This is a genomic window from Candidatus Bathyanammoxibius amoris, assembly GCA_024451685.1.
GTDB classification, from domain to species: domain Bacteria; phylum Planctomycetota; class Brocadiia; order Brocadiales; family Bathyanammoxibiaceae; genus Bathyanammoxibius; species Bathyanammoxibius amoris.
Map to the genome: position 1 here is coordinate 143,747 of JAMXCW010000003.1, position 24,692 is coordinate 168,438.

Annotated in this window: 20 protein-coding genes; 13 read left to right on the forward strand and 7 right to left on the reverse strand. The window is 52.5% G+C overall.

Features of this window, described 5'->3' with window-relative positions; all coding sequences use genetic code 11:
• Positions 1-28: 28 nt before the first annotated feature.
• A complete protein-coding gene (locus NOU37_03155; GenBank protein MCQ4574233.1) occupies positions 29-1,231 on the reverse strand; it encodes a molybdopterin molybdotransferase MoeA in 1,203 nt (400 codons plus the stop codon).
• A 712-nt stretch (positions 1,232-1,943) separates the two neighbouring features.
• On the opposite strand from NOU37_03155, the gene NOU37_03160 reads away from it, so the two are divergent.
• From NOU37_03160 to NOU37_03170, 3 genes are read left to right on the forward strand one after another with little or no spacing between them, the layout of a single operon-like run.
• Entirely contained in the window at positions 1,944-3,866 is a 1,923-nt protein-coding gene (locus NOU37_03160) for a sensor histidine kinase (protein MCQ4574234.1), read from the forward strand.
• Positions 3,867-3,894: 28 nt separating this feature from the next.
• Entirely contained in the window at positions 3,895-4,266 is a 372-nt protein-coding gene (locus NOU37_03165) for a response regulator (GenBank protein MCQ4574235.1), read from the forward strand.
• Complete coding sequence (locus tag NOU37_03170; protein MCQ4574236.1) at positions 4,263-6,602, forward strand: EAL domain-containing protein; 2,340 nt, start codon at positions 4,263-4,265, stop codon at positions 6,600-6,602. The genes NOU37_03165 and NOU37_03170 overlap by 4 nt, the downstream gene beginning before the upstream one ends.
• Positions 6,603-6,737: 135 nt before the next feature.
• On the opposite strand, the gene hslU is transcribed toward NOU37_03170, so the two are convergent.
• The 6 genes from hslU to NOU37_03200 form a co-directional block, all read right to left on the reverse strand.
• Positions 6,738-8,078: an ATP-dependent protease ATPase subunit HslU gene (gene hslU / locus NOU37_03175; GenBank protein MCQ4574237.1), complete on the reverse strand. Its 1,341-nt coding sequence runs from the start codon at positions 8,076-8,078 to the stop codon at positions 6,738-6,740.
• On the reverse strand, positions 8,078-8,608 hold the full coding sequence (gene hslV / locus NOU37_03180; GenBank protein ID MCQ4574238.1) for an ATP-dependent protease subunit HslV: 531 nt from the start codon (positions 8,606-8,608) through the stop codon (positions 8,078-8,080). The genes hslU and hslV overlap by 1 nt, the downstream gene beginning before the upstream one ends.
• An 856-nt stretch (positions 8,609-9,464) precedes the next feature.
• Positions 9,465-10,997, reverse strand: a complete 1,533-nt coding sequence (locus NOU37_03185) for a DUF1254 domain-containing protein (GenBank protein ID MCQ4574239.1) — start codon at positions 10,995-10,997, stop codon at positions 9,465-9,467.
• 76 nt (positions 10,998-11,073) lie between these two features.
• Entirely contained in the window at positions 11,074-12,066 is a 993-nt protein-coding gene (locus NOU37_03190; GenBank protein MCQ4574240.1) for a transporter, read from the reverse strand.
• A gap of 4 nt (positions 12,067-12,070) precedes the next feature.
• A complete protein-coding gene (locus tag NOU37_03195; GenBank protein ID MCQ4574241.1) occupies positions 12,071-12,208 on the reverse strand; it encodes a hypothetical protein in 138 nt (45 codons plus the stop codon).
• A 292-nt stretch (positions 12,209-12,500) separates the two neighbouring features.
• Positions 12,501-12,917, reverse strand: coding sequence for a secondary thiamine-phosphate synthase enzyme YjbQ (locus NOU37_03200; GenBank protein ID MCQ4574242.1), 417 nt, complete (start codon positions 12,915-12,917; stop codon positions 12,501-12,503).
• Between the two features lie 146 nt (positions 12,918-13,063).
• Between NOU37_03200 and NOU37_03205 the strand changes: the two genes are divergently transcribed.
• The 10 genes from NOU37_03205 to NOU37_03250 are packed head-to-tail and all read left to right on the forward strand — an operon-like array spanning position 13,064 to position 24,675.
• Positions 13,064-13,870 (forward strand): HAD-IIB family hydrolase, encoded by an 807-nt coding sequence (locus NOU37_03205; protein ID MCQ4574243.1) that lies wholly within the window; start codon positions 13,064-13,066, stop codon positions 13,868-13,870.
• Positions 13,871-13,899: 29 nt separating this feature from the next.
• Complete coding sequence (locus tag NOU37_03210) at positions 13,900-15,108, forward strand: hypothetical protein (protein MCQ4574244.1); 1,209 nt, start codon at positions 13,900-13,902, stop codon at positions 15,106-15,108.
• Entirely contained in the window at positions 15,092-16,426 is a 1,335-nt protein-coding gene (locus NOU37_03215) for a glycerate kinase (protein ID MCQ4574245.1), read from the forward strand. The genes NOU37_03210 and NOU37_03215 overlap by 17 nt, the downstream gene beginning before the upstream one ends.
• A gap of 18 nt (positions 16,427-16,444) precedes the next feature.
• Positions 16,445-17,683 (forward strand): glycosyltransferase, encoded by a 1,239-nt coding sequence (locus tag NOU37_03220; GenBank protein ID MCQ4574246.1) that lies wholly within the window; start codon positions 16,445-16,447, stop codon positions 17,681-17,683.
• Positions 17,684-17,692: 9 nt separating this feature from the next.
• On the forward strand, positions 17,693-18,085 hold the full coding sequence (locus tag NOU37_03225; protein ID MCQ4574247.1) for a hypothetical protein: 393 nt from the start codon (positions 17,693-17,695) through the stop codon (positions 18,083-18,085).
• A complete protein-coding gene (locus NOU37_03230) occupies positions 18,082-19,377 on the forward strand; it encodes an ABC transporter substrate-binding protein (protein MCQ4574248.1) in 1,296 nt (431 codons plus the stop codon). The genes NOU37_03225 and NOU37_03230 overlap by 4 nt, the downstream gene beginning before the upstream one ends.
• A 1-nt stretch (position 19,378) precedes the next feature.
• Positions 19,379-20,281, forward strand: coding sequence for a sugar ABC transporter permease (locus NOU37_03235; GenBank protein ID MCQ4574249.1), 903 nt, complete (start codon positions 19,379-19,381; stop codon positions 20,279-20,281).
• 1 nt (position 20,282) lies between these two features.
• Positions 20,283-21,119: a carbohydrate ABC transporter permease gene (locus tag NOU37_03240; protein MCQ4574250.1), complete on the forward strand. Its 837-nt coding sequence runs from the start codon at positions 20,283-20,285 to the stop codon at positions 21,117-21,119.
• 2 nt (positions 21,120-21,121) lie between these two features.
• Positions 21,122-22,234 carry an ABC transporter ATP-binding protein gene (locus NOU37_03245; GenBank protein MCQ4574251.1) on the forward strand — a complete coding sequence of 371 codons (1,113 nt, stop codon included), beginning with the start codon at positions 21,122-21,124 and terminating at the stop codon, positions 22,232-22,234.
• Between the two features lie 59 nt (positions 22,235-22,293).
• Complete coding sequence (locus NOU37_03250; protein ID MCQ4574252.1) at positions 22,294-24,675, forward strand: hypothetical protein; 2,382 nt, start codon at positions 22,294-22,296, stop codon at positions 24,673-24,675.
• Positions 24,676-24,692 lie beyond the last annotated feature (17 nt).

Consider the following 24,692-nt stretch of genomic DNA (forward strand, 5'->3'; position numbering starts at 1 on the left):
TTTCATTAGTTTGCTGAAAAAGCGGGGGCTAAAGTTCTCCTGTGACCATTACCTCGACCTCATCGCCTTGTGAAATTGACTCCGTTTCTTCCGGGACTATAAGAAAGGAGTTTCCCCTCGTCGTCCCCAGGAGGTCTGCCGAGCCATGCCACTCGACTGGGGCCACGTAAAACCTCCCGTCCTCCATTCTCAGATGGGCGGGTCTGTATTCGCGGCGCGTTCTCTTCCGGTACAGGGGCTTCTCCATCTGTGCCTTCAATATCGTCCGGCTAAGGTCTTCAAAGCCCATCATCTTCCGGATGGACGGCCTGACGAACAGCTCAAAATTCACGTAAGTGGCCACAGGGTTTCCGGGGAGTCCAAATACCATGGTGTTCTTGTTCTTCCCGAAAAGGATAGGTTTTCCAGGGCGAATGGCCACCTTGTGAAAAAATATGATAACGCCGGCGTCCAGAAGCGTGTCAGCCACTATGTCGTATTCTCCCATGGACACGCCGCCTGTAATAATTAAGATGTCATATTTAAGCCCCTTTTTTACCATGGGCAGCATCTTGTTTTTTATGTCTGACGTGGTTCCCAGGAACTTTACCCTGGCGAGGGCCTGACATATCTGGGCGGCCAGACTGTATCTGTTACTATCTCTAATCTGTCCGGCCTTTGGTTTTTGAGATATCTTTACCAGTTCGTCCCCGGTAGATATGATAGCCACCGTCGGGGGCGAAAAGACCTTGACCTTTTGCCTGCCGACCATTGCCAGCACGCCTATCTCCTGGGGCCTCAGTAGCTTACCTTTTTCCAGTACAGGTTTCCCCTTCTTAAAGTCCTCTCCCTTCTTGCATATGTTTGTCCCCTTCTTGACCCGCTTCATAATCATTACGCGTCCGTTTTTCAGTTCCTCCGTCTCTTCAACCTTTACGACGGCGTCGGCGCCGCGGGGCACGGCTGCGCCGGTCATTATCTTTGAGGAGTGTCCCTTTCGCACGGTCTTCTTGGGTAAAGACCCGGCGGGTATGTTTTCGGCCACCTTAAGTTCCGCCCCGACCGAGGTGTTCTTGGCGATCACGGCGTAACCGTCCATGGCGGATTTGTTGAACGGCGGCATGTCTATGTCCGATAGGACGTCCTCTGCAAGGCAGAGGCCCATGGCGTCATTTATGCCCACCTTTTTTGGCCCTAGCGTGCGGACGTTGTCCAGCACTATCTGATACGCCTCGTCAATTCCAATCATCATTCATCTCCCCAATTTTTTAAGGACAATAACGGACGTTCCAGATAATAGTTCCTGGGGGATTTTGTGTCAAGTACTATAGAGTCCTCAGCCTCCGGCACGACCCGCCCCTACCTACTGTGTAGTGGTCGAGCCTTCGGCCTCGAGGGCCTCAGCCCGAAGGCTTGCTCGACAATTATGGTAGACGTAGACAATGATCTTTACGGTCGTTGAGGTAGAGTAAACTCTGCCACTACAAATGTTACTGCCTGGGCCGTGTATTAATTTATCTCTGCCGGGCTAAAGTCGCGCCCTGGGTGGATCTGCCTATGGCATGACCCTGTCCCTATGTTGCCTTGGTCGTTTTACTCCCTCAGAATGACACAGGGTATTGGGCCAGCCCCGCCAGAGAGCCCATATAATGTATGATTAGTGCCCGAAAGTACTACAAATACGGCTATCTCCGTAAATATTATAGAAATACTATTGCACTTTTTCGAAAATGAGGAAGAATCTATACAGAGAGATGTTCTAGCGGGACAATATCCTTGTGGAACATGACAACTACATGCATGAAGTATGAGTGTGTAATTCGGTGCTTCATGTCTTAAGCAGGCTTGTAGGAGCACTTAGAGGACGAGTGCGTCTTGGACAGTGTGTTAAGTCAATACTACACGCCTAATCACTCCCGGTATATAAGTTATGCTCGCAGCGGCACTTATTTGAGGGGGTCAGCATGGCTAATCCACTCCGTTCAATAAAGGGTAGGCTGCTCATCTTCGGGCTCTGCATCTCCCTCATACCCATCGCCATAATCACGACGATATACTACCTCAGCGCCCGTAGTGTGGTAAAGAAGCAGACGCTTGACTGGCTGACGGCGGTTGCAGAGTCAAAGGAGGTTCACGTCCTGGAATTTATGAATGGAAGAAAGGGACGGGCTACAGACTTTGCCTCCGACAGGTTTATAAGAAACAGTCTTGAGAAAATTAACCGTGGGGAATCACTTGAACATGATACAGCCATTGCCCTGAACAGATACCTCTTGCAGCATAAAAAACCACTAGACCCCTCTATCGAGGGGATAGAAATTGTGAACCTGGAAGGCATGGTTGTCATATCCGACCGTGAGGCGAATATTGGGCGGAACATACCCGAGATTGAGCGGCTTACACCCGGCGAGAATTTAGCATATATGCGAGTCATAGATAAAAACTACACTGAAACCCGCATGGGTTCGCCCCACCACAGTAAGCTGCTGAATATGGATTCTGTATGTGCTGCTGCACCTATTACCTCGATGGAGAACGGTGAGCCATTGGGCGTCCTCATTAACCACTATAACTTAAAACTCCTGAATGAGATTGCAACCAACCGAGAGGGGATGGGTGAGACCGGCGAGGTATATCTGGTAAACAGCGATGGATTAATGATCACCGAGTCAAGGTTTATAGAAGATGCACTCTTTAAACAGGTGGTGGATACCGAGCCGGTTCGCAGGATTGCCGAGAGTGGCGAAGAAATGACCGGCGTCTATCCCGACTACAGGGGTGTGCCCATCGTTGGCGCCTCGATGTATCTACCAGAATACGGCTGGACGCTCCTGGCGGAGATTGACAAGGCGGAGGCCTTTGCGCCATTAAAGAGGCTGGGTTTAATCGCGATGATACTGGGTCTCGTCAGTGCCGCCGCGGTCATTGCTATAGGGATTATCTTTGCCGTGTCAGCGTCAAGACCCATCCGAAGATTAACGGATGCGACCAGGAGATTTGCCGGTGGGGATCTCAAGAGTAGGGTCAAGATAACCCGCAGGGACGAGGTTGGTGAGTTGGCCGACAGTTTCAACGTCATGGCGAGAGGGCTTGAAGAGGAAATCACCGAGCACAAGAAGACAGAAGACAAATTGACAGAACACGCCATGAAGCTGGCCAAGGCAAACACCCGCCTAAAGGAACTCGACCAACTGAAGAGCATGTTTATCGCCTCGATGAGCCATGAACTCAGGACGCCTCTCAACTCCATAATCGGTTTTACCGGCGTCCTGCTGCAGGGCATGGTGGGAGAAATCAGTGAAAAGCAAAAAGACCATTTGAACAGGGTCAACAGGTCGGCAAAGCACCTGCTCGGATTGATTAACGACATTATCGATATATCGAGGGTCGAGGCGGGGAAGGTCGAGGTTTTCATAGAAGAGTTTACCCTCGATGATGTCATCAAAGAGGCAGTCGAGAGTGTACAGCCCCAGATAAAAGAAAAGGGATTGACTTTGGAGGTGAGTATTCCGCCGGGTGTGCTGTTGAAGACGGACAGGAAGAGGCTGCTGCAGTGCATCCTCAATTATCTGAGCAACGCGGTCAAATTCACAGAAGCGGGCACGGTTAGTATTGCTGCCCGGGAGATAGATGGAGAGGTGGAAATCTCGGTCAGTGACACCGGAATCGGCATCTCGGAGCAGGACCAGGCTAAACTGTTCAAGCCCTTTGTGCGCCTTGACTCGCATCTGCGCACCCGGACACTGGGCACGGGTCTGGGGCTTTATCTGACCCAGAAGCTTACAACGGAGGTGCTTGGAGGCACGGTCGCGGCACAGAGCCAGCCGGGAAAGGGGAGCACGTTTACACTGAGACTGCCTAAGGAACGAAGGCGGAAAAAGGCCTGACAATTTGTCAATATACAGGGGGTTGTAAATGAAGACAGCATTGGTCATTGAAGACAATGTGGACAACATGGAGCTGATTAGCCTGATTCTGGAGAAGAACGGCTACAAGGTCCTCAAGGCAGAGACCGGGCAGCAGGGGTTTGACGTTGCGCTGGAGGCGCGGCCGGACTTTATCCTTCTGGACATCCAGCTCCCTGATATGGACGGGCTGGATGTCTTACGGAAGATACGCAGCTCGAAGATTGATAGCGGTATACGGGTGATTGCCATGACCTCCTATGCCATGGTCGGCGACCGTGAAAAGATGATGGCCGCGGGCTGTAACGGGTACATAGAAAAGCCCATTGACCCGGAAAAGGTTATCGGTCAAATCAGAGAGATTATTGGAGAGAAACCGTGAAGATTCTGATTGTTGAAGACGATGAAGACAGCCGGGTCCTGCTAGAAACTGCCTTTGAGGCGCAGGGATACACAGTGGAGAGCGCTGCTAACGGAAAACAGGCCCTGGAAATGGCCAGGCGCTCACGCCCGGACCTGATTATCTCGGATATCCTGATGCCTGAGATGGACGGCTTTGCGCTCTGCCAGGCGGTCAAGGACGATGAGCAGTTGAGAACGACCCCCTTTGTGTTCCATACGGCATCTTACGTAGGTTCCCAAGACGAAGAGTTAGCGATAAAGCTGGGAGCGTCACGGTTCATTGTAAAGACCGGGGAGACAGAGGAACTTCTTAAAGCAGTCAAGGAGGTATTTAAAGAATATAAGGAAGGGCGTCTTGAGGTTCCAGTCATACCCGCGGAGGCCAGGGAAGAATTGGAACGGATGCATAAAGAGGCGCTGATAAGGCAGCTTGACAAGAAAGTGCAGGAACTGGAGAAGGAGCGTGACGCGCTGGATAAACGGAGACGCCTGGCGGTTTTGGGCGCAGATGTTGTCCGTGCACTTACCACGGGTATTACGTTGCAGTCGATGTTGCAGCGATGTGCCGAAGCTATGGTTCGGCACCTTGATGCGGCGTTTGCCCGTATCTGGACACTCGACAAAGAGAAAAACGTGCTGGAGCTTCAGGCCAGTGCGGGGATGTATACCCACATAGACGGCCCTCATAGCCGCGTGCCTGTCGGTACACTCGAGATAGGCCTAATCGCCAAGGAAAGGAAACCACATCTGACCAACGATGTTATCAGTGACCCCCGTGTAAGTGACAAGGAATGGGCAAGGCGGGAGGGGATGGTTGCCTTTGCCGGTCATCCCCTGATTGTGGAAAACCAGTTGGTGGGGGTGATGGCAATGTTCGCCGTAAAGACGCTTGCGAAAGAAACCACCGAGGCGCTAGCATCAGTTGCGGATGAGATCGCTTTGGGCATCCAGCGCAAGCAGGCGGAAGAGACAATCCAACGAATGGCTTATTACGATACCCTGACCGGCCTGCCCAACCGTGTTTTGTTCTGTGAATACCTGAGTCAGAGAATAGCACAGGCCCAGGGCAAGAAGCAACAAATAGCCATTCTGTATATTTATCCGGGTCAACTTAGCAAGATATGCGAGTCGTTTGGACGCAAGGTTTGTGACTTTTTGTGCCAGACACTAACTGAAAGAATAAAAGAAAGCGTGCGTGAGAAAGGCGGTGTTGCCCCTTCCGGTGGGGAAGAAGACACCAAAACTATAGGTCGTCTGCGTGAGCATGAATTTGCTGTACTCCTGCCGCAAATTGCCAGCGCACAAGATGCCATGAAGGTGGCAAAGAAAGCCATCAAGGTATTCTCCAAGACCATTTTGTTGGATAGTCAGGAAGTCTCACTCCCCTGCCGTATCGGCATTAGTGTGTACCCTACAGACGGCAGCGACGAAGAGGCCCTGTTAAAAAATGCCGCTATTGCCATGTCCCACGTCAAGGAGACGGGCAAGGGCGACTTTCAATTCTACTCGCCTAAAATGGGTGCCTTGGTTTCTGGCCGTATGGCATTGGAAGGCGACCTGCGTGGAGCTCTAGAACGGGAAGAGTTTGTGGTGCACTACCAGCCTCAGGTGGACCTCCGTACCGGGCAAGTCACAGGTATGGAAGCTCTGCTGCGCTGGCAGCATCCGAACCGGGGGATTGTCTCCCCGTTGGAGTTTATACCAATAGCAGAAGAAACCGGCCAGATTGTGCCTATCGGCGAATGGGTACTGCATACCGCCTGCGCGCAAAACAGGGCGTGGTACGATGCAGGGTTTCCGGCTATTCACGTTTCCGTCAACTTTTCCATGCATCAGTTTAAACAACAGGATGTAATAGGGATGGTTACAAGGACGGTAAAAGAAACCGGGCTGGACCCCGGCCATCTTGAGATAGAGGTTACGGAGAGCGCCTTCATGAAGGGTATGGGTGTCACCGTTGCGGCACTCACCGAATTAAACGAGATGGGGATAAGGATAGCAATAGATGATTTCGGCACGGGCTATTCGTCTCTGAGCTACCTGAAGAGTTTACCCGTGACAAAGCTAAAGATAGACAAGTCCTTTGTATGTGACCTTACGGCAAATCCAGATGATGACGCTCTAGTGACGGCGATTATCGCCATGGCGCACAGCCTGAACCTCAAGGTGATTGCCGAAGGTGTGGAAACGCGCGTGCAGCTTGAGTTTCTATGCTCACTCAAATGCGACGAGATGCAAGGTTACCTGTTCAGCAAACCCCTGCCCGCCGAAGAGGCTACAAAACTGTTGGCTGAGGGGAGGCGCCTTGAATTGTAAGGCAATGAAAAGGCGCTTGTCTTTAACAGGGGGGCAAAAGGGAAGGTGCTGCAGTAAGGCAGTTTGCTGCCACGATTACATGCGGGCAAGCTCGCACGCTACATTCCCTTCCGCATCGAAGGGGCAGAGGGTTCTTTAGAGCACATACCTGCTCAAATCCTCGTCCTGGGTTATAGACTCCAGTTTTTCTTTGACGTATGTCTCGTCAATCTTAACCTCTTTATGGTCCATGTCCGGGGCATCGAATGACACCTCCTCGAGCAGCTTTTCCATGACGGTGTGAAGGCGGCGAGCGCCGATGTTCTGCATGCGCATGTTGACCTTGGTCGCTATCTCCGCTATCTCCTGGACGGCGTCTTCGGTGAAACTCACCTTCACGCCTTCTGTCTCGAGCAGGGCGGTGTACTGCTTCAAAAGGGCGTTCTTCGGCTCTTGAAGGATTCTTATAAAGTCTTCCTTGCTGAGGGCTTCGAGTTCAACCCTTATGGGGAAGCGGCCCTGGATCTCGGGGATGAGGTCAGAGGGTTTTGATACGTGGAAGGCCCCGGCGGCGACGAAGAGAATGCGGTCGGTCTGGACCATGCCGTACCGTGTGACCACGGTGGTGCCTTCGATAATCGGCAGTAAATCGCGCTGTACCCCCTCGCGCGAGACGTCGGGACCGCGCCCGGCCTCCCTTCCCGCAATCTTGTCAAGCTCGTCAATAAAGATTATCCCTGTGTTTTCCGCCCTCTCCACCGCCTCTCTTGTAGCGCCTTCCTTGTCTATGGCCTTTTCGGCCTCCTGCTGGATGAGTATATGACGGGCCTCCTTCACGGAGAGTTTCTTTGTATGTGTGCGGGACGGCAGCATCCTCTCCAGCATGTTCTGAAAGTCCATGCCCAGTTCCTCTGTGCCAGCTATCATGCCCTGGACCATCATGGGCTTATCCTTTACACTTATCTCTATTGTGCGGTCCTCAAGTTTGCCGTCGCGCAGCATCTTTCGAAACTTTTCCCGTGTCTCCGCGTGACGGCGTTCTTCTCCGCGCCCTTCCTCCTCTGGCATTTCTCTCTGAGGCGGCGATGGTAAGAGCAGGTCCAGCAGGCTGTCCTCCGCCCTCTGCTCAGCCACGGGGCGCATCGCTTCTATTTTCTCACCCCTTACCATGTTGACGGAGATCTCAACCAAATCCTTGACCATAGACTCTACGTCCCTGCCCATGTAGCCAACTTCCGTGAACTTGGAGGCCTCCACCTTCAGGAAGGGTGCCTTGACCAGGGTGGCCAGTCTACGGGCTATTTCCGTCTTGCCCACGCCGGTAGGCCCTATCATGATAATATTTTTGGGCAGGACTTCTTCCCTCAGCCCGGGTTCGAGCTGCAGCCTCCTCCAGCGGTTTCTTATGGCGACGGCGACCGCGCGTTTGGCGTCTTTTTGGCCCACTATGTATTTGTCCAGCTTATCTACGGTCTGGCGGGGGGTGAGCTCCTGCACTACTTTATCTCCTCTATGGCAATATTGCTGTTAGTGAACACGCATATATCCGCTGCCGCTGTAAGGCTTTTTTCGACTATCTCCCTGGCGGAGAAGTCGGTGTTTTTGAGAAGTACCTTGGCGGCTGCGGTTGCGTAGGGCCCGCCCGACCCGACGCCTATTATGCCGTCGCTGGGCTCTATTATGTCGCCGCTGCCGGATAACAGCAGGGTCGTGTTCTTATCTACCACCACCAGGAGCGATTCAAGCCTCCTCAGGATCTTGTCCGTCCGCCAGTCCTTGGCCAGTTCGTGGGCGCTTTTAAGCACGTTGCCCTGGAACTGCTCAAGCTTTGAATCGAATCGTTCCATAAGCGCGAAGGCGTCTGCTGTGGCACCCGCAAAACCCACAATCACCTTGTTGTGGTAGAGCCTGCGTATCTTCTTAGCGTCCTGCTTGAGGATGGTGTTGGCCAGAGATACCTGACCGTCTCCACCGACGGCTACGGCGCCGTCACGCCTTACGGATAATATCGTCGTTGAGTTTAGCATGGTGCTCCCAGGTGGTTTCTGTGCGTATAAGTTGTTGTATAGGTGTTCCTTATAAAGACCTGCCCCGGCACTGCTGACGGCACAGGGTAATAATGTTTCAAGAATACTATAGCCTGCAGGGGCCGAAGACACCGCAACAGAGGTTCTTCATGCAGTTATTTCATTTATACCCCTCTAGGTGCGTGATTTCAACACAAAACAGTGGATAGTGGCAGGGTTGCGTCTAGAGGGATGCGGTGCCTTTGTTTTGTGGAGCTTATTGGAGGTGTAGTTGTAAAAGTCGCCTGTTTTTCCAGGAAGGTCTGACGTTGCGGAGGCGGCGTGTTCTTGTTTGCCAAAAAAGGCATCAGGCCGAGACCATCAAGCGCTTACAGCCTCAATAAAATGCTGTTGTTGATTTTATCAGGGTTTCTGCCCTTCTTGCTGCTGACTCGTTGGTTTCTCACTTTTCTTCGAATCCTTTTTCTTCATATGTTTGTACACAAGTGGCGCGGCACAACCAGAGCCAACCAGTGCTATTCCAAGTACAAATGTGAGATATAAAAGTGCTTTAGTACTCATATCTATTTCCCCTTCGTCTCAACTCTAATTTGAGGCCTATGAAAAATGATGTATGCAGTTTGCTTCTCAGTTAGGCGCACCTAAAAGCACATTCTACTACTACAGGTGAAAAATGACTGGCTTACTGAACTTGTGGATTATCTGTTCTACAGTGTATCTCTTACGACCCATGATACTGCCTCCCTTCTGTGGCCCAATTTAACTCCAAATACTAACTTTAAAAATGAACCGGTTTAATGGGGGCAGGTCAGAACCTCCATCGTAGAATCGGGTGTTCCAGAGATTCTCCGGTTGTTTACTCGCTTATAATATCAGTTATACTACCGCCGCCTACACGCTTCAATGCCGGCGGATTCCAGGTTCCATCCAGCACCGCTTGTTTGGGGGCGTAGAGACGCATGGTCAGGTTCCAAGCGCCCTCCTTGGGTGTGGGAAGCCAGTTTGATTCCTTGTCTTTGCCCGGCGAATCGGCTTGGAAGTACAGGTCGAGAGAGCCGTCTGCGTTGTACTTAAGCGCGTCGCGGTCGCCTATGGCAAAGCGATTGAGCGGGTTCGCTACTGGAAAACCATCTTTGTCGTACAAGGTGAGTGACCAGAAGGCCTCGACCGGAGGCAGGTCCTTCTTGTCGAAGTGCAGTATGAATCTGTCCCCGGCGCCGGCGTTACCGTCCATGAGGGGGTAAACCGCATCGGCCACCTGGTTGGCGCCCAGGCCAATAAGGGCGACGACCGCCCGCTTCAGATAGTAGATGCCATACGAACCCATGGTATCGGTGCTCATGATCCAGCCGTTGGCAACTCGCGCGAGTGTCGGGATCTTGGACTGCATCGTCTTCAAGGCGTCGGCAGGAACCTTGGCCAGCGCGTTCTGCACCGTCGGGTCGAGTTTGTCGAAATCGAAATCCTTGCCCGGGACAAGGCCGATGCGTCTCAGCCGCCAGACCTGGCTGTAGTCAGTGGCATGCGGCGAGTGCAGTTTCATGAGCCGAGCCGCGTATTCAAAGAACTGCTTGGCGGACATGTTTTGCACCTGTTTCATTGGCGGCGTCTTCATGTCCACGTTGGGGTCGACCACCCCCTTGGCGGGAGCCGGCGTCTTGCCCCACTGGGAGAGCGGCGTGGCCTTCAGGCCATTCTGGAACTTGTGAACGTTGTCGTAGTCCTTCGGCCCATCGGTCTGGGTGCGAAGGATCATCCACATATACTTGGTTGTTGCGTCGATGCGGGTGACACCCTCTGGCAGTTCTCCGTCCCAACCCGGTGGCACGTAGGCAAAATGCCCCGCCTTGGTTCCGGTGGTGCGTTTGCCCGGTGCGGCGGTGACGTCCGTCCACATATCCAGCGCCGGCGCCAGGTAGTAGCGCCCCTGGCTGTCCGGAATGGAGACAATCATCGGCTCCTTGGTGAGATCCATCCAGAGAGACGAATACAGCGTGTCGAAATTCGGTCGCACCACTGTCTTGAAGTTCACATCAAGAAACTCACGCGCATTAACAAACGTGCCCATCAAGCCGAATATTCCTTTGGGCTCCTCGAAGTTGGTCATCTGCAACCGGGTGACGTCCATCAATACCAGCGGGTACAAATAGATGTAGGCCTCAACTCCGACCTCGTAGGCCTCCTGCGCTGACGGTTCCTGCGCAGCGGTAGGCGCTGCAGACAAGCCGGTCGCCCTTGCCTCTACCGGTGTAACCTTGAGCGCGGAACTGACAGTGGCTTTTTCGGCTTCAGCACTGCCCTGTTGTTGGGCCGTCGAACAACCAATTATGGACAGTACAAACAGCATCGTAGCAAGAGCACAAAACCCTAGTGTCATTTTCGTAATCATTTCCTCCTCCTCCTCCTCCTCCTTGTCTCCCACTAATCAACGGCCCAGCATCGTAAGCGAGTACCCAACCGTTTACCTAAAACCACTTCGTAAACGTTAAGAGACCGAGCTCCGCCTCGGGGCGGCCTGTGTTGTCAATGTCCTGCATGTAGGTCAGTCCTACGTTTAGCTTCCATTTAGGGATTGTATAACTGATCTGGCCGCCAATGCCGTGAGCCTGGGTCTTTGGGCTATCGAGTATCAAGTCCGAGCCGCTATCATCCTGAACTTGCCACATGCTGTATCCCCTAAGACCTACTTCGAATACACCATTGAAGATCTTACTGACACCGTACTCTAAGGTGACATAGTCTCCCACCGTGACATCTTCGTCTATTTTCTCGTGGTTAAGCTCATAAGTCCCAAGAACCTGGAGTCCCAGTGACTTCTCCTCATCTAAATAGCCGATACCACCTACCTGGAACTGATGTTCAAAGAACCCTAATCCGGTATTGTCTATGTCGCTGCTATTGTGCTTTCCCGTAGGTGCATAAAAGCCATAGAGCGCCATCAGATCAAATCTTGGCCAGTGCCATCCGGCCAGAAACGGCGCGAAAAACACATCGCCAAGGTTAAATTGGCTATCGTCCAGCTCAAATTCCCTGCTTACGCTCCGTTCACTTCTCACCCCTTCAACCTTAAGGCTCCCTTCTAAATCCGTATCCACATACGTGAGGGGAAGCATGAAGGCGATTCCATAGTCCGCCTGTAGGAGTTTCAGGGGCGTTATCCAAATGCCTGTCGGAGCGACTACAATCGTATCGTGATCCACATCTACACCAGCCGACACGTTTAGTTCCACGGGAGGCTCAACGCCTGGAATAGTCAAGACCTTAGACGCCTTGCCAGACTCGTCGATGTGATAGTCGAAGTTGAATTGCAGGTAATAAGGCCCCGGCGGAGGGATGGCCACAAAGCGAATAGGAAAGATTCCGGGGAGGTAGTGGGCTGGTTCGCCCGCGCTTACTTCCCGGCAAGCGAATAGGACACTGGCCAGAACCCCAAACACTAGGATGCTCTTCCACTTCACCTTGTCACCCCTTTAAGACACCCATACCGCAGGGATGGACGCAGGCCCTTGAGCAGACGTTGGGAAGCACGTTGGCGAGGCGGTTTATCTTCCAGGCACCGTAAAAAACCCCCTCAACGAGCAGACGCACGTATTTTGGCACGTCTGTTTTTAGTAGGACAGGCCCATTGACAAGGTGCCATTGTCTCTTGATTGGGCATGGCCACGCCCTCCTTACTTTATAAGAAGTTTACCACCTTATTGCGATAAATCAACGCGGAAGGAGGGATTAAATCCAGTTTATCCTTTAAAATGGAAGTAAGTTATAACAACTTAATATGTAACACCTTAGGAGGATTTACCTGTAGCACAGCGCCCCTGCAGTTCCAGGCAATCTTCAAAAATTATTTTCTCAAGCACTATGAGTACGTTAATTTGATAAGCGGGAAAATTTTTTACCCGCCGATGGCCTTTATGATTACCCTCTTTTTCCTCCGCCCGTCGAACTCCGCGTAATATATCTGCTGCCATGTGCCCAGGTCCAGTTTACCCCCGGTAATGGGCACGATGACCTGGTGGTGCATTAACAGGCTCTTAAGGTGGGCGTCACCGTTGTCCTCGCCCGTCCTGTGGTGTCTGTAGTCCTTTCCGTATGGCGCCAGTCCTTCAAGCCACTCGTCTATATCCTGTATCAACCCCTCTTCCGCGTCATTTACGTAAACGGCCGCGGTTATGTGCATCGCCGATACCAGTACAAAACCTTCGTTTATTCCACTTTTTCTGACTGCCTCCGATACCTTGTCCGTTATGTTCAGGTATTGTCTTCTTGAATCCGTGTTGAACCACAGGTACTCTGTATGTGATTTCATCATCCTGAGACCTCCACTGTATCACGTTTCTAAAAATTTCCGTGCATACTATGTGTCTGCCGGGAGGGGGCAAGACCCCTTTTGTATTGACCCCCGGACCACAGGGCTTATAATAACTACAAATTTATTTTAAGTATAGAATAATGCACGTGCAACGGCGTTATATTGTATTTTCAGACCTGGACGGTACGTTACTGAGCCACGACACCTATTCCTGGGAGGGCGCGAGACCTGCTCTGGAGGTTCTCAAGAGGGGGGACATACCCCTCGTCCTGTGTTCAAGCAAGACAAAGGCCGAGATAGAGGTATGGCGGAGGAGGCTTGGGAACGAGCACCCTTTTATTTCGGAGAACGGAGGGGCTATATTTATACCCGTAGGCTACAGGGGTTTTCAGTTCAAGTTTGACGCGGTTCAGGATGGTTACTGGGTTCTTACTCTGGGCACAGACTACCCGACCCTTGTAAGAGCGCTTGGGGAAATCAGGGCAAGGACCGGCCTCAATATCAGGGGTTTTTCGGACATGCGTGAGGAGGAAGTGGCGGAGGCAACCGGTCTTGGGCCTGAGGACGTCAGGCTTGCCAGAAAGCGCCAATATGATGAGCCCTTCATCGTGGAAGGAGGCGTTACCGGGCTCAGGGAGGCGGTAAAGGACCTGGGACTTACGTGCACGGAAGGTGGAAGGTTCTTTCATCTCTCGGGTAACGCAGACAAGGGAGTGGCCACGACGAGGCTGACCGAGATTTACAGGGAAAACTGTAGTGGTGTCCAGGTTGTCGCCATCGGCATAGGTGACAGTCTGAACGACCTGCCGATGCTGGAGGCGGTCGATATACCCGTTCTTGTTAAAAGGCCTGACGGTGGATACGACGAGAGGGTGAACGTTGAGGGCCTTATCCGTGCGGAGGCGGCAGGGCCGAAGGGCTGGAATGATGCGTTGCTTAAACTGGTAGCTTAGAAACCTCTGTTGCGTGGGGAGATATAAATATGGGTGACTTTTGCCAGTCGGGCGATATTACCACACTACACCTTATCGGTGGCGGGCAGTTGGACAGGCTGGAGGATGATTTATTACGTTATTCCAGGACAAGGCCTATTGCTCTGGTCCTTCCCACAATTTATTCTGAGCTGGAAGGCAAAGCGCTGCCGCACATCGTGCAGGAGATTGCCAAGGTCAAGTATATTGACCAAGTTATAGTAGCACTCGGCAGATTCTCGGAGGAGCAGTTCGAACACGCCCAGAAATTCTTTTCCCCATTGACGCAGGACGTAAAGCTCATATGGAACGATGGCGAGCGGATAAAGAAACTGTATTATCTCCTGGACAGTGAGGGTGTTTCGGCTGGAGCGGATGGTAAAGGCAGGTCTGCGTGGCTGGCTTATGGATATATACTGGCGAAGGACAGGGCCAGGGTCATTGTACTCCATGATTGCGACATCCTCACCTACAACAGGGAGTTCCTGGCGAGACTGTGCTATCCGGTCGCGAACCCGCACCTGGACTTCGAGTTTTGCAAGGGTTACTACATGCGTGTAACAGACCGCATGTACGGGCGGACTACCAGGCTCTTCGTCTTTCCCCTTGTTGAAGCCCTTACCCGCGTCCTGGGAAAACTTGATTATCTGGAATATCTCAGCAGCTTCAGGTATCCGCTGGCAGGAGAATTTTCCATGGTCGCCGACCTCGCGCGAATAAACCGGATACCGGGGGACTGGGGCCTTGAGATAGGCGTTCTGTCGGAGATATACAATAACTGTTCAAAGAGGCGTATATGTCAGGTAGAAGTGTGCGAGACCTATGAGCACAAGCATCAGGCCCTTTCCTCGGAAGACCCCAGTACGGGGCTTATGAGGATGGCCATAGACATCTCCAAGTGTCTTTTCAGGACGTTGGCCGGCGCAGGCGTAGAATTTCCGGAAGGGTTCTTCAAGGCGCTGAAGGCCTCCTATTTTGCGACGGCCCACAGGTATATTGATAAGTACAACCACGATGCCATCATAAACGGACTGTACTTTGACCGCCATCAGGAGGCAAAGGCCGTAGAGGCGTTCATAAACGGCTTGACCATTGCCGGGGAGCGCTTCAAGGAGGACCCCACGGGGATGCCGCTTATACCCAACTGGAACAGGATTACGTCTGCGGTACCCAATTTCTTTGACCTCCTTGAAGAGGCTGTGGATGCCGACAATAAGTGAGCTCAGGAGGGACGCGAGAGACATCTTTGATTTTGCCCTTAAGGCGGTAGACCCCGCCAAGCTTGTGAGGCAACAGTTAAGATTGGACGGGCATAGACTGGAAGTGGCTGGAAGAAAATATGACCTTCGCGGTGTTGAGAAGATTTTTTTGATTGCAGCCGGTAAGGCCGCCGCACCGATGGCGGAGACGCTGGAAGACGTTCTTGGGGATAGGCTGGGCGACGGAATCGTTGTGGTAAAGTACGGTTACGGATTGCCCTTCAAGAAGATGAGGGTCATTGAGGCCGGCCATCCGGTCCCTGACAGGAAGAGCACAGAGGCCGCCGGGGCGGTTCTAAAACTGGCCTCACGGGCGGGGAAGAAAGACCTGGTAATTTGTCTCCTCTCGGGTGGAGGTTCGGCGCTTCTTTGCGGTCTTCCTGAGGGGATAACGATTGCGGATTTAAAGTCCCTTACAAAGCTGTTACTCGCCTCCGGCGCGGACATTAAAGAAATGAACACCGTCAGGAAGCACGTGTCCGTAATCAACGGGGGGAGACTGGCCAAGACTATATACCCTGCGGGCATTATAAGCATCATTATCTCTGACGTGGTGGGCAACGAGCTCAGCATGGTGGCGTCGGGGCCTACGCTGCCCATTGGCAGTACCTTTAAGGATGCCATAGACGTCTTAGATAAATACAATCTTACGAAGAGGATACCCCGAGGCATTTACAGATATCTGAAGGAGCAGCTGAAGGAAGGACGGGACGAGGGACCGGCTGAGAGCGCCCCGTGCTTTAAAGGCTGCCACAGCTATATGGCGGGTAGTAACGAGCGGGCGCTCGAAGCGGCGGAGCGGCGTGCGCGGAAACTGGGGTATAACAGTATTGTCCTGAGCTCTTCTATTACGGGCGAGGCCAGGGAGGTAGCTGGTGTCCTTGTCTCAATGGCGAAAGAGGTCTCAGCGTATGGTCGTCCCGTGCGAAGGCCGGCATGCCTCCTGGCAGGCGGGGAGACCACGGTTACAATAAAGGGGAGAGGGAAGGGTGGCAGGAGCCAGGAATTTGCCCTGGCGGCGGCGCTGCAGTTGGATGACTGTAACCATACGGTAGTGTTAAGCGGAGGCACGGACGGTACCGATGGCCCGACGGACGCGGATGGCGCCATGGTGGACACAAACACGCGCCGCAGGGCCGAAAAAAGGTTTCAACTGGATGCGGCGGACTATCTTGACAGAAACGATTCTTACAATTTTTTTAAGAAGGCGGGTGGCCACCTCATTACGGGCCCTACACGGACAAACGTGACAGATATAATGATGGCCCTTATTGGATAGCTGGTAAAGGAGACGATAGTGAAATTCAGTACAGCCCTGAGACGATATCCTCGAAGGAGAATAGAAAAGATAGACAACGTAGACCTGGTGGTGGGTATCCCATGTTACAACAATGACGGTACGATTGCCCACGTAGTGAAAACGGTCGGCCAGGGCCTTTCCACGTACTTCCCCAGGGAAAGGTCTCTTATCATCGTATGTGACGGGGGATCAACGGACGATAGCCGTGAAGAGGCCACCGCCATACCGGTAGAACCGTATATAGAGAAATTGATAACGATATACAGGGGTGTCCCCGGAAAGGGTTCCGCGCTAAGGGGAGTCTTCGAGGTTGCGGAGTACCTTGACGCCAGGGTCTGTGCGGTGTGCGACTCGGACCTGAGATCGATTACCCCGGAATGGATAAAGAACCTGATAGGCCCGATTGAGCAGGAAGAGTATCAGGTTGTTACCCCTTATTATAGACGGTTTAAGTTCGATGGCACCATTACGAATAACGTGGTGTACTGTCTCACCAGGGCGCTCTACGGTCGCAGGGTGCGCCAGCCCATCGGCGGTGATTTTGCCTTCTCCAGAAAGTTTATAAAGACCTGCATGCAGGAGGACGTCTGGGATACGGACATCGGGAGATTTGGAATCGACATATGGCTTACCACTACTGCCATAGTCAAGGACTTCAGGATGTGTCAGGCCCGTTTAGGCGTAAAAGTGCACGATGTAAAAGACCCCGGCGAGCAGCTGGGAGCTATGTTCCGTCAGGTGGTTTCCACGCTCTTTAATCTTATGGAAGAATATTACGACTTCTGGAAAGACGTTAAGAAAAGCAAACCGGTTGAACTTGTCGGTGAAGAACCAAAGGCCGAGCCGCAGAGTTTTCCCGTTGATAAGGGGGTTTTGGTCGAGAATTTCAAGACCGGGTTCAACAATTTTGGCGCCCTGTGGAAGACCATCGTTTCAAAGAAGGACTTTAATGAACTGCAAAAAATGGCCACCCAAGGCGTGGACGATTTTTTTATGCCTGAGGACCTGTGGGTCAGGGTACTGTATGACCTTGCCGCTACATACCATCACTGGAAGAAAGACAGATACAAACTGATAATGCTTATGACCCCCATATATTTCGCTCGAGTCGCCCACTTTATTACCGTTACAGAAAACATGACCGATGAGGAGGCAGAGAAGGTGATAGAGGGGACTGCCCGCAGGTTTGAAATGGAGAAGGATTATCTACTGGAACGTTGGGTGGCCGAAGTGTAGCATATTCTCATGAGGATATACCTCCTACTGTTTATCGTTGCCGCTCCATTATTTTCCGTCTCCTGTGCAACTCCCGGGGGCATCGTCAGCTTACGGCAAAAGGTGGAAGATAACCCCGGGAGTTCGTCAGCCCACTATGAACTTGCACAGGCATATCTTAAACAGGGGATTGAGTGGGAGATGCTTCGTGGCGTAGGCGTCCCCATTATTGTAAATAAAGGCTGGACCAACAAGGCCAAGACGGAATTTCAGAAGGTCGTGGAGCTTGACCCCGGAAACTCAGAGCCACATTACTGGCTGGAGGTTATATACAACGCGCAGGGAAAGTACGAACTGGCCGATCTGGAGGCTGAGTTATATACCGATTTGGTGGCGAAGGAACATAGACGTTCCAAGAAATGAGACACCTGTTCCTCATACTTTTTCTCCTGTTATTTGTTCTTCCTTCCACTAACTGTCACAGGGAGCTTGAGCCCCGGGCGGATAAGACCACCATAGTCTTCCAACACGGAAAGTCTGCGGGCGCAAAGACCATCGGGGAAGTAATCCGCAGGTTTGAGGAGCAAAATCCGGATATTCATATAAAAGAAGAAGTCCTCCCCGCCACGTCAGACCAGCAGCACCAGTTTTACGTCACCAGCCTTGAGGGAAGGGCCTCCAACTTTGACGTAATTTCCCTGGACGTGATATGGATACCCGAGTTTGCCCAGGCTGGCTGGCTGGACGACCTGACGGACCGCATCTCCCCGGATGAAGTCCGTAAATTCTTAGAGGGCCCGGTCGGGGCCGACACCTACAATGGAAGGCTGTATGCAGTTCCCTGGTATGTTGACGCGGGCATCCTCTACTACAGGAAAGACCTGCTGGAGAAGCATGGACTCGAACCGCCACACACGCAGGAGGAACTTGTTGCCTCCGCCCGTAAGGTATTGGACGCGGAGGGAGACCCGGGGCTGTATGGTTTTATCTGGCAGGGTAAGCAGTACGAGGGGCTGGTGTGTGTAGCGCTTGAGTTCATAAGGGGCAATGGAGGCCGCGTTCTGGACACGGAGGGGCGCTGCCGGCTTGCCGACCCCAGGGTGGAGTATGCGCTTAGTTTTATGCGGGACCTTATATCTGTAAACGGGGTCTCACCCAACCTGGTGACCACCGCAGACGAAGAGTCTACAAGGCACACCTTTGGCCGCGGGCGGGCGCTGTATATGCGGAACTGGCCGTATGCCTGGAATCTCTTCCAGGAGGAAGGCTCAAAGGTAAAGGGTCTGATTGGCGTGGTTGCTATGCCCCCGTTCAGCGGCCATTCCAGCGTGGGTACACTGGGGGGATGGCAGCTTGGGATAAATAAGTACTCCCGTAACAAGGACGCCTCGTGGAGGTTTGTTGAATTCATGACAAGCTACGAGTCGCAGAAATCCCTTGCGCGAGGTGCCGGATTCAAACCCTCAAGGAAGGCCGTGTATTCTGACCCGGATTTGGTCAGGGAGCAGCCGTTCATTACTGAGTTATATCCGATTATAGCGAACGCCAGACCAAGACCCGTCACGCCGTTTTACCCGATGATAGCACAGGTGCTCCAGTCAGAATTCAGTGTGATCATTAACGGGATAGACGAACCCGGTCGGGCGCTCGCCCGGGCCGAGAAGGAGATGGACTACATACTGGAACTGGCGCGATTCTGGAAGCGGAGGAGTTGATATGCGGTCCTGGCGAGAGCCGTTTTTAACACCGGACGTGAGGTTGGCCCTCATCCTGATGGCCCCTGCGTTTGTCGTAGTCCTGTGTGTAGCAATATATCCGATAATAACCGTCCTGTGGCTGAGCCTGCACCGGAAGATGCTCATCTTCGACATCTCTCAATTTGTCGGGCTGGATAATTATGCGCGTCTTCTGGGCGACGCACGGTTCTGGAACAGTTTATTTAACACGTGCTATTTTACAGTCATCTCCGTCTCCCTTGAGCTTTTCTTCGGGTTGTTGATAGCCCTGGCAATACACAGGGCCTTTCCCGGGAGGGGCATGATGCGGGCCGTAGTACTCATCCCGTGGGTCATACCCACCGTGGTATCCGCGAAGATGTGGCAGTGGATATACAACCCGGACTTCGGGATTATGAATTTCCTGTTGAGAGAGTGCGGCCTGTTATCAGCTAACGTAAACTGGCTGGGGAACAAATATCTTGCCATTCATGCGGTTATCCTGGCCGACGTCTGGAAGACGACTCCGTTTATGGCCCTTTTGTTACTTGCGGGGCTGCAGGTCATACCCGAAGACCTCTACAGGGCGGCGATGGTGGACGGGGCAAGCGCCTGGCGCAGGTTCTGGCATATTACGCTCCCGCTTCTCAGGCCGGCCATCCTGATTGCCCTGCTCTTCAGGACGCTTGATGCCTTCAGGATATTTGACACCGTGTACGTGCTCACCGGCGGAGGGCCTGGCAACATGACAGAGACCCTGAGCGTATACGCCTATAAAATTATGTTTCAGACCTTACAGTTCGGCTACGGCTCTACCGTGTCGGTCGCAACCTTCATTTGCGTCATGGTAATAAGTATATTGTATATCAGATGCCTGGGCGGTTACATGAGACTCGGCGCATAATATGAAACTGTGGAGCAACGAGACACTGAAGATTTCAGTATTTTGCGCGGCGTTAGGGTTTATTGCCGCCTGGAGCCTTGGACCATATGTATGGCAGCTTATCACGTCGCTGACACCGTCGGAGGAACTGGCGTCTCTGCCGCCGATTTTGCCCACCAGGACGGATTTGTCGCACTATCCCGCGGTGTTCGAGGAGGTGCCGTTCGCCAGGATAATCCTGAACAGCTTCGTGGTGGCGTCCTGCACCACTGTCTTCTGCATATCCATAGGTTCCTTGACCGCGTACGCCCTCGCCAAATTAAGATTCAGGGGAAAGATAGTGGTATTGGGGCTGGTGCTTGCGATATCCATGTTCCCGCCTATTTCCATCGTGAGCCCGCTCTACATGATAATCCGTGCCCTCGGTTTGAGAGATACGTACGCGGGACTCATATTCCCTTACTCCACGTTTGCACTTCCGCTGAGCATCTGGATAATGACCAGCTTTTTCAGGGAGATACCCGATGACCTTGTCAGGGCGGCCAAGGTCGACGGCTGCACACCGTTCCAGACCCTTTATAAGATTATCTTTCCGCTTGCCGTCCCCGGTATAGTCACGGCGGCAATACTGGTCTTTATTTTTTCATGGAACGAGTTTCTCTTCGCGCTGAGTTTTACCACGAGTTACGCCGCGCGGACAATCCCCGTTGGTATCGCGCTGTTCCCGGGTGTCCACGAGGTGCCGTGGGGAGATATCGCCGCCGCCTCCATTATAGTCACCGTGCCGCTTGTAATACTGGTCGTGGTCTTTCAGGGGCGTATTGTCACCGGTATTACGGCGGGTTCTGTCAAGGAGTAGACATGGCCAGTGTGCGTCTTGAGGCAGTGGTGAAAAAATTCGCTGACACGGAGGTCATACATGGTGTGAATCTCAGTGTGGAGGATAAGGAATTCTTTACCCTTGTAGGCCCCTCCGGCTGCGGGAAATCTACCATACTTAACATAATCGCGGGGCTTGAGGACCTGAGTTCCGGTAGGGTACTGTTTGACGGAAAATCCGTCGACAGCCTCTCACCCAGGGAAAGGGACGTGGCATTTGTGTTCCAGAGCTACGCCCTGTATCCGCACAAGAATGTGTACGAAAACATAGCCTTCCCCCTCAGGATGTCAGGGGCCGGGAAGGACGAGATCGACACCAGGGTGGGGAACGCCGCAGAACTCCTGGGGCTTAAAGAGCTTCTTGACAGGATGCCCAGGGAACTGAGTGGCGGCCAGAGACAGAGGGTCGCCCTGGGCAGGGCCATTGTCAGAAACCCACGGGTGTTTCTACTGGATGAACCCCTTTCCAATCTTGACGCCGCGTTGAGGGCGCAGATGAGGAGCGAGCTGAAGGGGCTCCAGCATCGCCTTAAGTGTACCTTTGTATACGTTACGCACGACCAGGCGGAGGCGATGACACTTTCCGACAGGCTGGCCGTAGTAAAGGACGGCCGTATCGAACAGTGCGGTACCCCGCAGGAGGTCTACGACCACCCTTCAAACAGGTTCGTGGGTTCATTTTTGGGCAGCCCGCCCATGAATTTTATACCCGCGAGGTTGGCGGGACAATTTGTAGAGACGGGAGGGCACAGACTGTCGTTGAAGGCCGAAGAATTCGGGTTGCTCAAAACCGGGCTCCAGACGGAGAAAGTTGTCTTGGGTGTAAGACCGGAAAATGTTAAACTATTTCCACAGGAAGGACCAGATACGTTCAAGGCCACAATCTCTGTGGTAGAGCCTATGGGTGCCGAGTCCTTTGTGAGCCTCATGTTTTCAGGCCACAAGATTATCGCCAGGACAGAGGCCGATTTTTCTGCCACGGAGGGCGAGGTGGTCTTCGTCTCCTTTGACAGAGAAAAGGTACATTTCTTTGATGACGCTACGGGGGAGAATGTGTTGCCGAATAGGAACAAAGAGCCCCGCAGTAAGAGCTGAGGCGGATTGGCAGACATGGACATGCGTAGTCACATTAGCAGGAGGCTTGTGAGCAAGAGATGAGATTAAAGAAGCTATTGCCGATTGCGATTGGCGGTGGAATCGGCGGTCCCATCCTTATATTTGTCATCATTGTGGCCGTGTTTCCGAGCCTGTTTCTGCGCGGAATTATCATGGACCAGCTTGAAAAACAGTTTAAGGGCAGGGCTACTGCCGAGGAGGTCTCCTTCAGCTGGAAGACGGGGGTACGGATATCAAACCTCTTCATACAGGATGAGAAAGGCGACAGGCCCATCCTCAAGGTGGACAGCGTCTACCTCAAGTTTGCGATATTTCCGCTCCTCAGGGGTAAGCTGATTATCGAGCGCCTGGACGTCAACCGCCCAGAGATGGTGATTTACCGGGGGGAAGATAGGGGACGGGAGGGACCCAGCCTTGATGGCGCTGCTGAATTGGCAGTGTCCGGTGGCAGTGGGAGCGGTTTTCCGGTCTCATCGGGGAAGAAACGTAAGTTTCCGAACATAATAGAGGCCAGGATTAGCGACGGTACGTTCGTATTCACCGACCTTTATTCCGGAAAGTCCACGAAGGTGGAGAATCTTAACCTCATCGTGGGCGGCATTAAGCCGGGCGGGACGGTCACTGTAGAAGGCGAGTGCGATATAATCGGGGGCGGAGGGCAGGACCATGCGGTTATCTCCGGCAGGTTGCGGGGCTATGAACTGGCGTCCCTTGAAGATGTTCAGGGCCATCTTGAATTCAAGTCCGGTTTTGCATCCATTAAGGCCGTGGTCGACCTGGGCAAGCTGGACAAAGCCGGGACAGAGGTCGTCAATGCCGTGGTTAAGGCGGACTTCCAAAAGACTATAACCAGGCTGGATGCGATACTGGCGCTGCCTGATACTGTAAAGATAAGGGGCCGTCTGGATTCAGATGTGCATGCCGTTTCGCAGTCTGACGGCGGAATGCTTCTCAGCGGTGAAACAACACTTGACGACTTTTACCTTGACCTGGTGCCGTTCTTCCCCGAACCCATTCAGACGTCCAGGGTAAAACTTTCCCACAAGGTGGGTGTAAATCCGTATACAGGGCTTGCGGACATTGATGAATTAAATGTGAGTACTGACGAGATAGATTTTAGCGCTACGGGCGTCGTGAGTATGGACGGCTCGGTTGACGGCAAGGTTCACCTGTCGTTGCCGCTGAAGAAGCTGTTGTTGAGGCTTAGCCATAAATATGATTCCGTGGGTCGGGTAGAGGCCGTCGGCGACCTTGACAGTGACATGGAGATTAGCGGCACTATCGGAGAGGTACTTACCGTAAAAGGCATTACAACGGTTAAAGGTCTGAACTTCGAGGTTGAATCGTTTAAATATGACGACCCTGAGGTAAGGATTCAACAGCAGGTAGTATATGACCATACGAAGAATATATACAATATAAAATACATCGACGTCACCTCGGGTCTGCTTGCCCTCAAACTAAAAAACACCCAGATAAATCTTAACGATAAGATGTACTGCCAGGGTAAACTGAGTCTGGCCCTCAATATGGACGAGATACCGAAACTGCACAAACTGCCGGAGAGGCTCACGGTAAAAGGGATGGCAGACCTTGACTTAAACTTTAAGGGACCCCTCGCGAAGCCGTATATTAAAGACCTCGTGCTTAGCGGCACCTTTAACGCGGATGAGATTGTTTATGATATGTACAAGATTTCCAAGATTAACACTGAACAGTTCAAGTTTGAGAAGAATAAGCTGAGCGGACACGTAGACATGGAGGTAAACGGCGCCCCGGTGAAGGCCACGGTCGAATCAGAACTTTTTAATAATGGGGTGCTGAATCCGCACACGAAAGCCGAACTGCACGGAATAAAAGTGCCGGTAAGTCATAAGCTGGGGAAGGGGAAGTTCGGCGGACTCTATACGGTACACATTGACGAGGCGGAGGCGGAGGGCCTGTTTTGGAACGAGGGGGTAAAGCAAACGCTTACGGCGAATGGGAGGCTGGAAATCGAAAACGGGAAGATATCCGGCCTGAAGGTATTGAAGGAGATTGTTAAGTTCTTCGGCAAGACAGGCGACATATTTATAGTTGATACAGCTGCCGGCGACTTTCGCATTGAAAATCAGAAGTTATATATCCCAAAGTCAGAGGAGTCAGTGCCATTCCTTATAAAGGGTAAACCTTTTGACGTTGAACTTTCAGGTTGGCTGGACTTTGACCAGGAGATAGATTACGTTGCGGCTGTATTTCTCCCGACCCCGGGAAAGACTGTGGGGCCGGAGAACGCCGCCAGGAAGGTAAAATTAAAGATTACCGGTACTCTGTCCAAGCCGAAGGCCCGCGTTGATGAAGGCGCGTTGATAGACGCCCTGATTAAGTCGGATGACGTGATTAAGGATATTGAGGGCTTGTTCAAGAGTTTCTTCAAATAGATGAGAAATAAGATAGC

Coding starts and splice junctions, on each gene's coding strand:
- NOU37_03155 (MCQ4574233.1), bottom strand. CDS start 1,231: ATGATGATTGGAATTGACGAGGCGTATCAGATAGTGCTGGACAACGTC.
- NOU37_03160 (MCQ4574234.1), top strand. CDS start 1,944: ATGGCTAATCCACTCCGTTCAATAAAGGGTAGGCTGCTCATCTTCGGG.
- NOU37_03165 (MCQ4574235.1), top strand. CDS start 3,895: ATGAAGACAGCATTGGTCATTGAAGACAATGTGGACAACATGGAGCTG.
- hslV (MCQ4574238.1), bottom strand. CDS start 8,608: ATGCTAAACTCAACGACGATATTATCCGTAAGGCGTGACGGCGCCGTA.
- NOU37_03185 (MCQ4574239.1), bottom strand. CDS start 10,997: ATGATTACGAAAATGACACTAGGGTTTTGTGCTCTTGCTACGATGCTG.
- NOU37_03200 (MCQ4574242.1), bottom strand. CDS start 12,917: ATGATGAAATCACATACAGAGTACCTGTGGTTCAACACGGATTCAAGA.
- NOU37_03210 (MCQ4574244.1), top strand. CDS start 13,900: ATGGGTGACTTTTGCCAGTCGGGCGATATTACCACACTACACCTTATC.
- NOU37_03215 (MCQ4574245.1), top strand. CDS start 15,092: ATGCCGACAATAAGTGAGCTCAGGAGGGACGCGAGAGACATCTTTGAT.
- NOU37_03225 (MCQ4574247.1), top strand. CDS start 17,693: ATGAGGATATACCTCCTACTGTTTATCGTTGCCGCTCCATTATTTTCC.
- NOU37_03230 (MCQ4574248.1), top strand. CDS start 18,082: ATGAGACACCTGTTCCTCATACTTTTTCTCCTGTTATTTGTTCTTCCT.
- NOU37_03235 (MCQ4574249.1), top strand. CDS start 19,379: ATGCGGTCCTGGCGAGAGCCGTTTTTAACACCGGACGTGAGGTTGGCC.
- NOU37_03240 (MCQ4574250.1), top strand. CDS start 20,283: ATGAAACTGTGGAGCAACGAGACACTGAAGATTTCAGTATTTTGCGCG.
- NOU37_03245 (MCQ4574251.1), top strand. CDS start 21,122: ATGGCCAGTGTGCGTCTTGAGGCAGTGGTGAAAAAATTCGCTGACACG.
- NOU37_03250 (MCQ4574252.1), top strand. CDS start 22,294: ATGAGATTAAAGAAGCTATTGCCGATTGCGATTGGCGGTGGAATCGGC.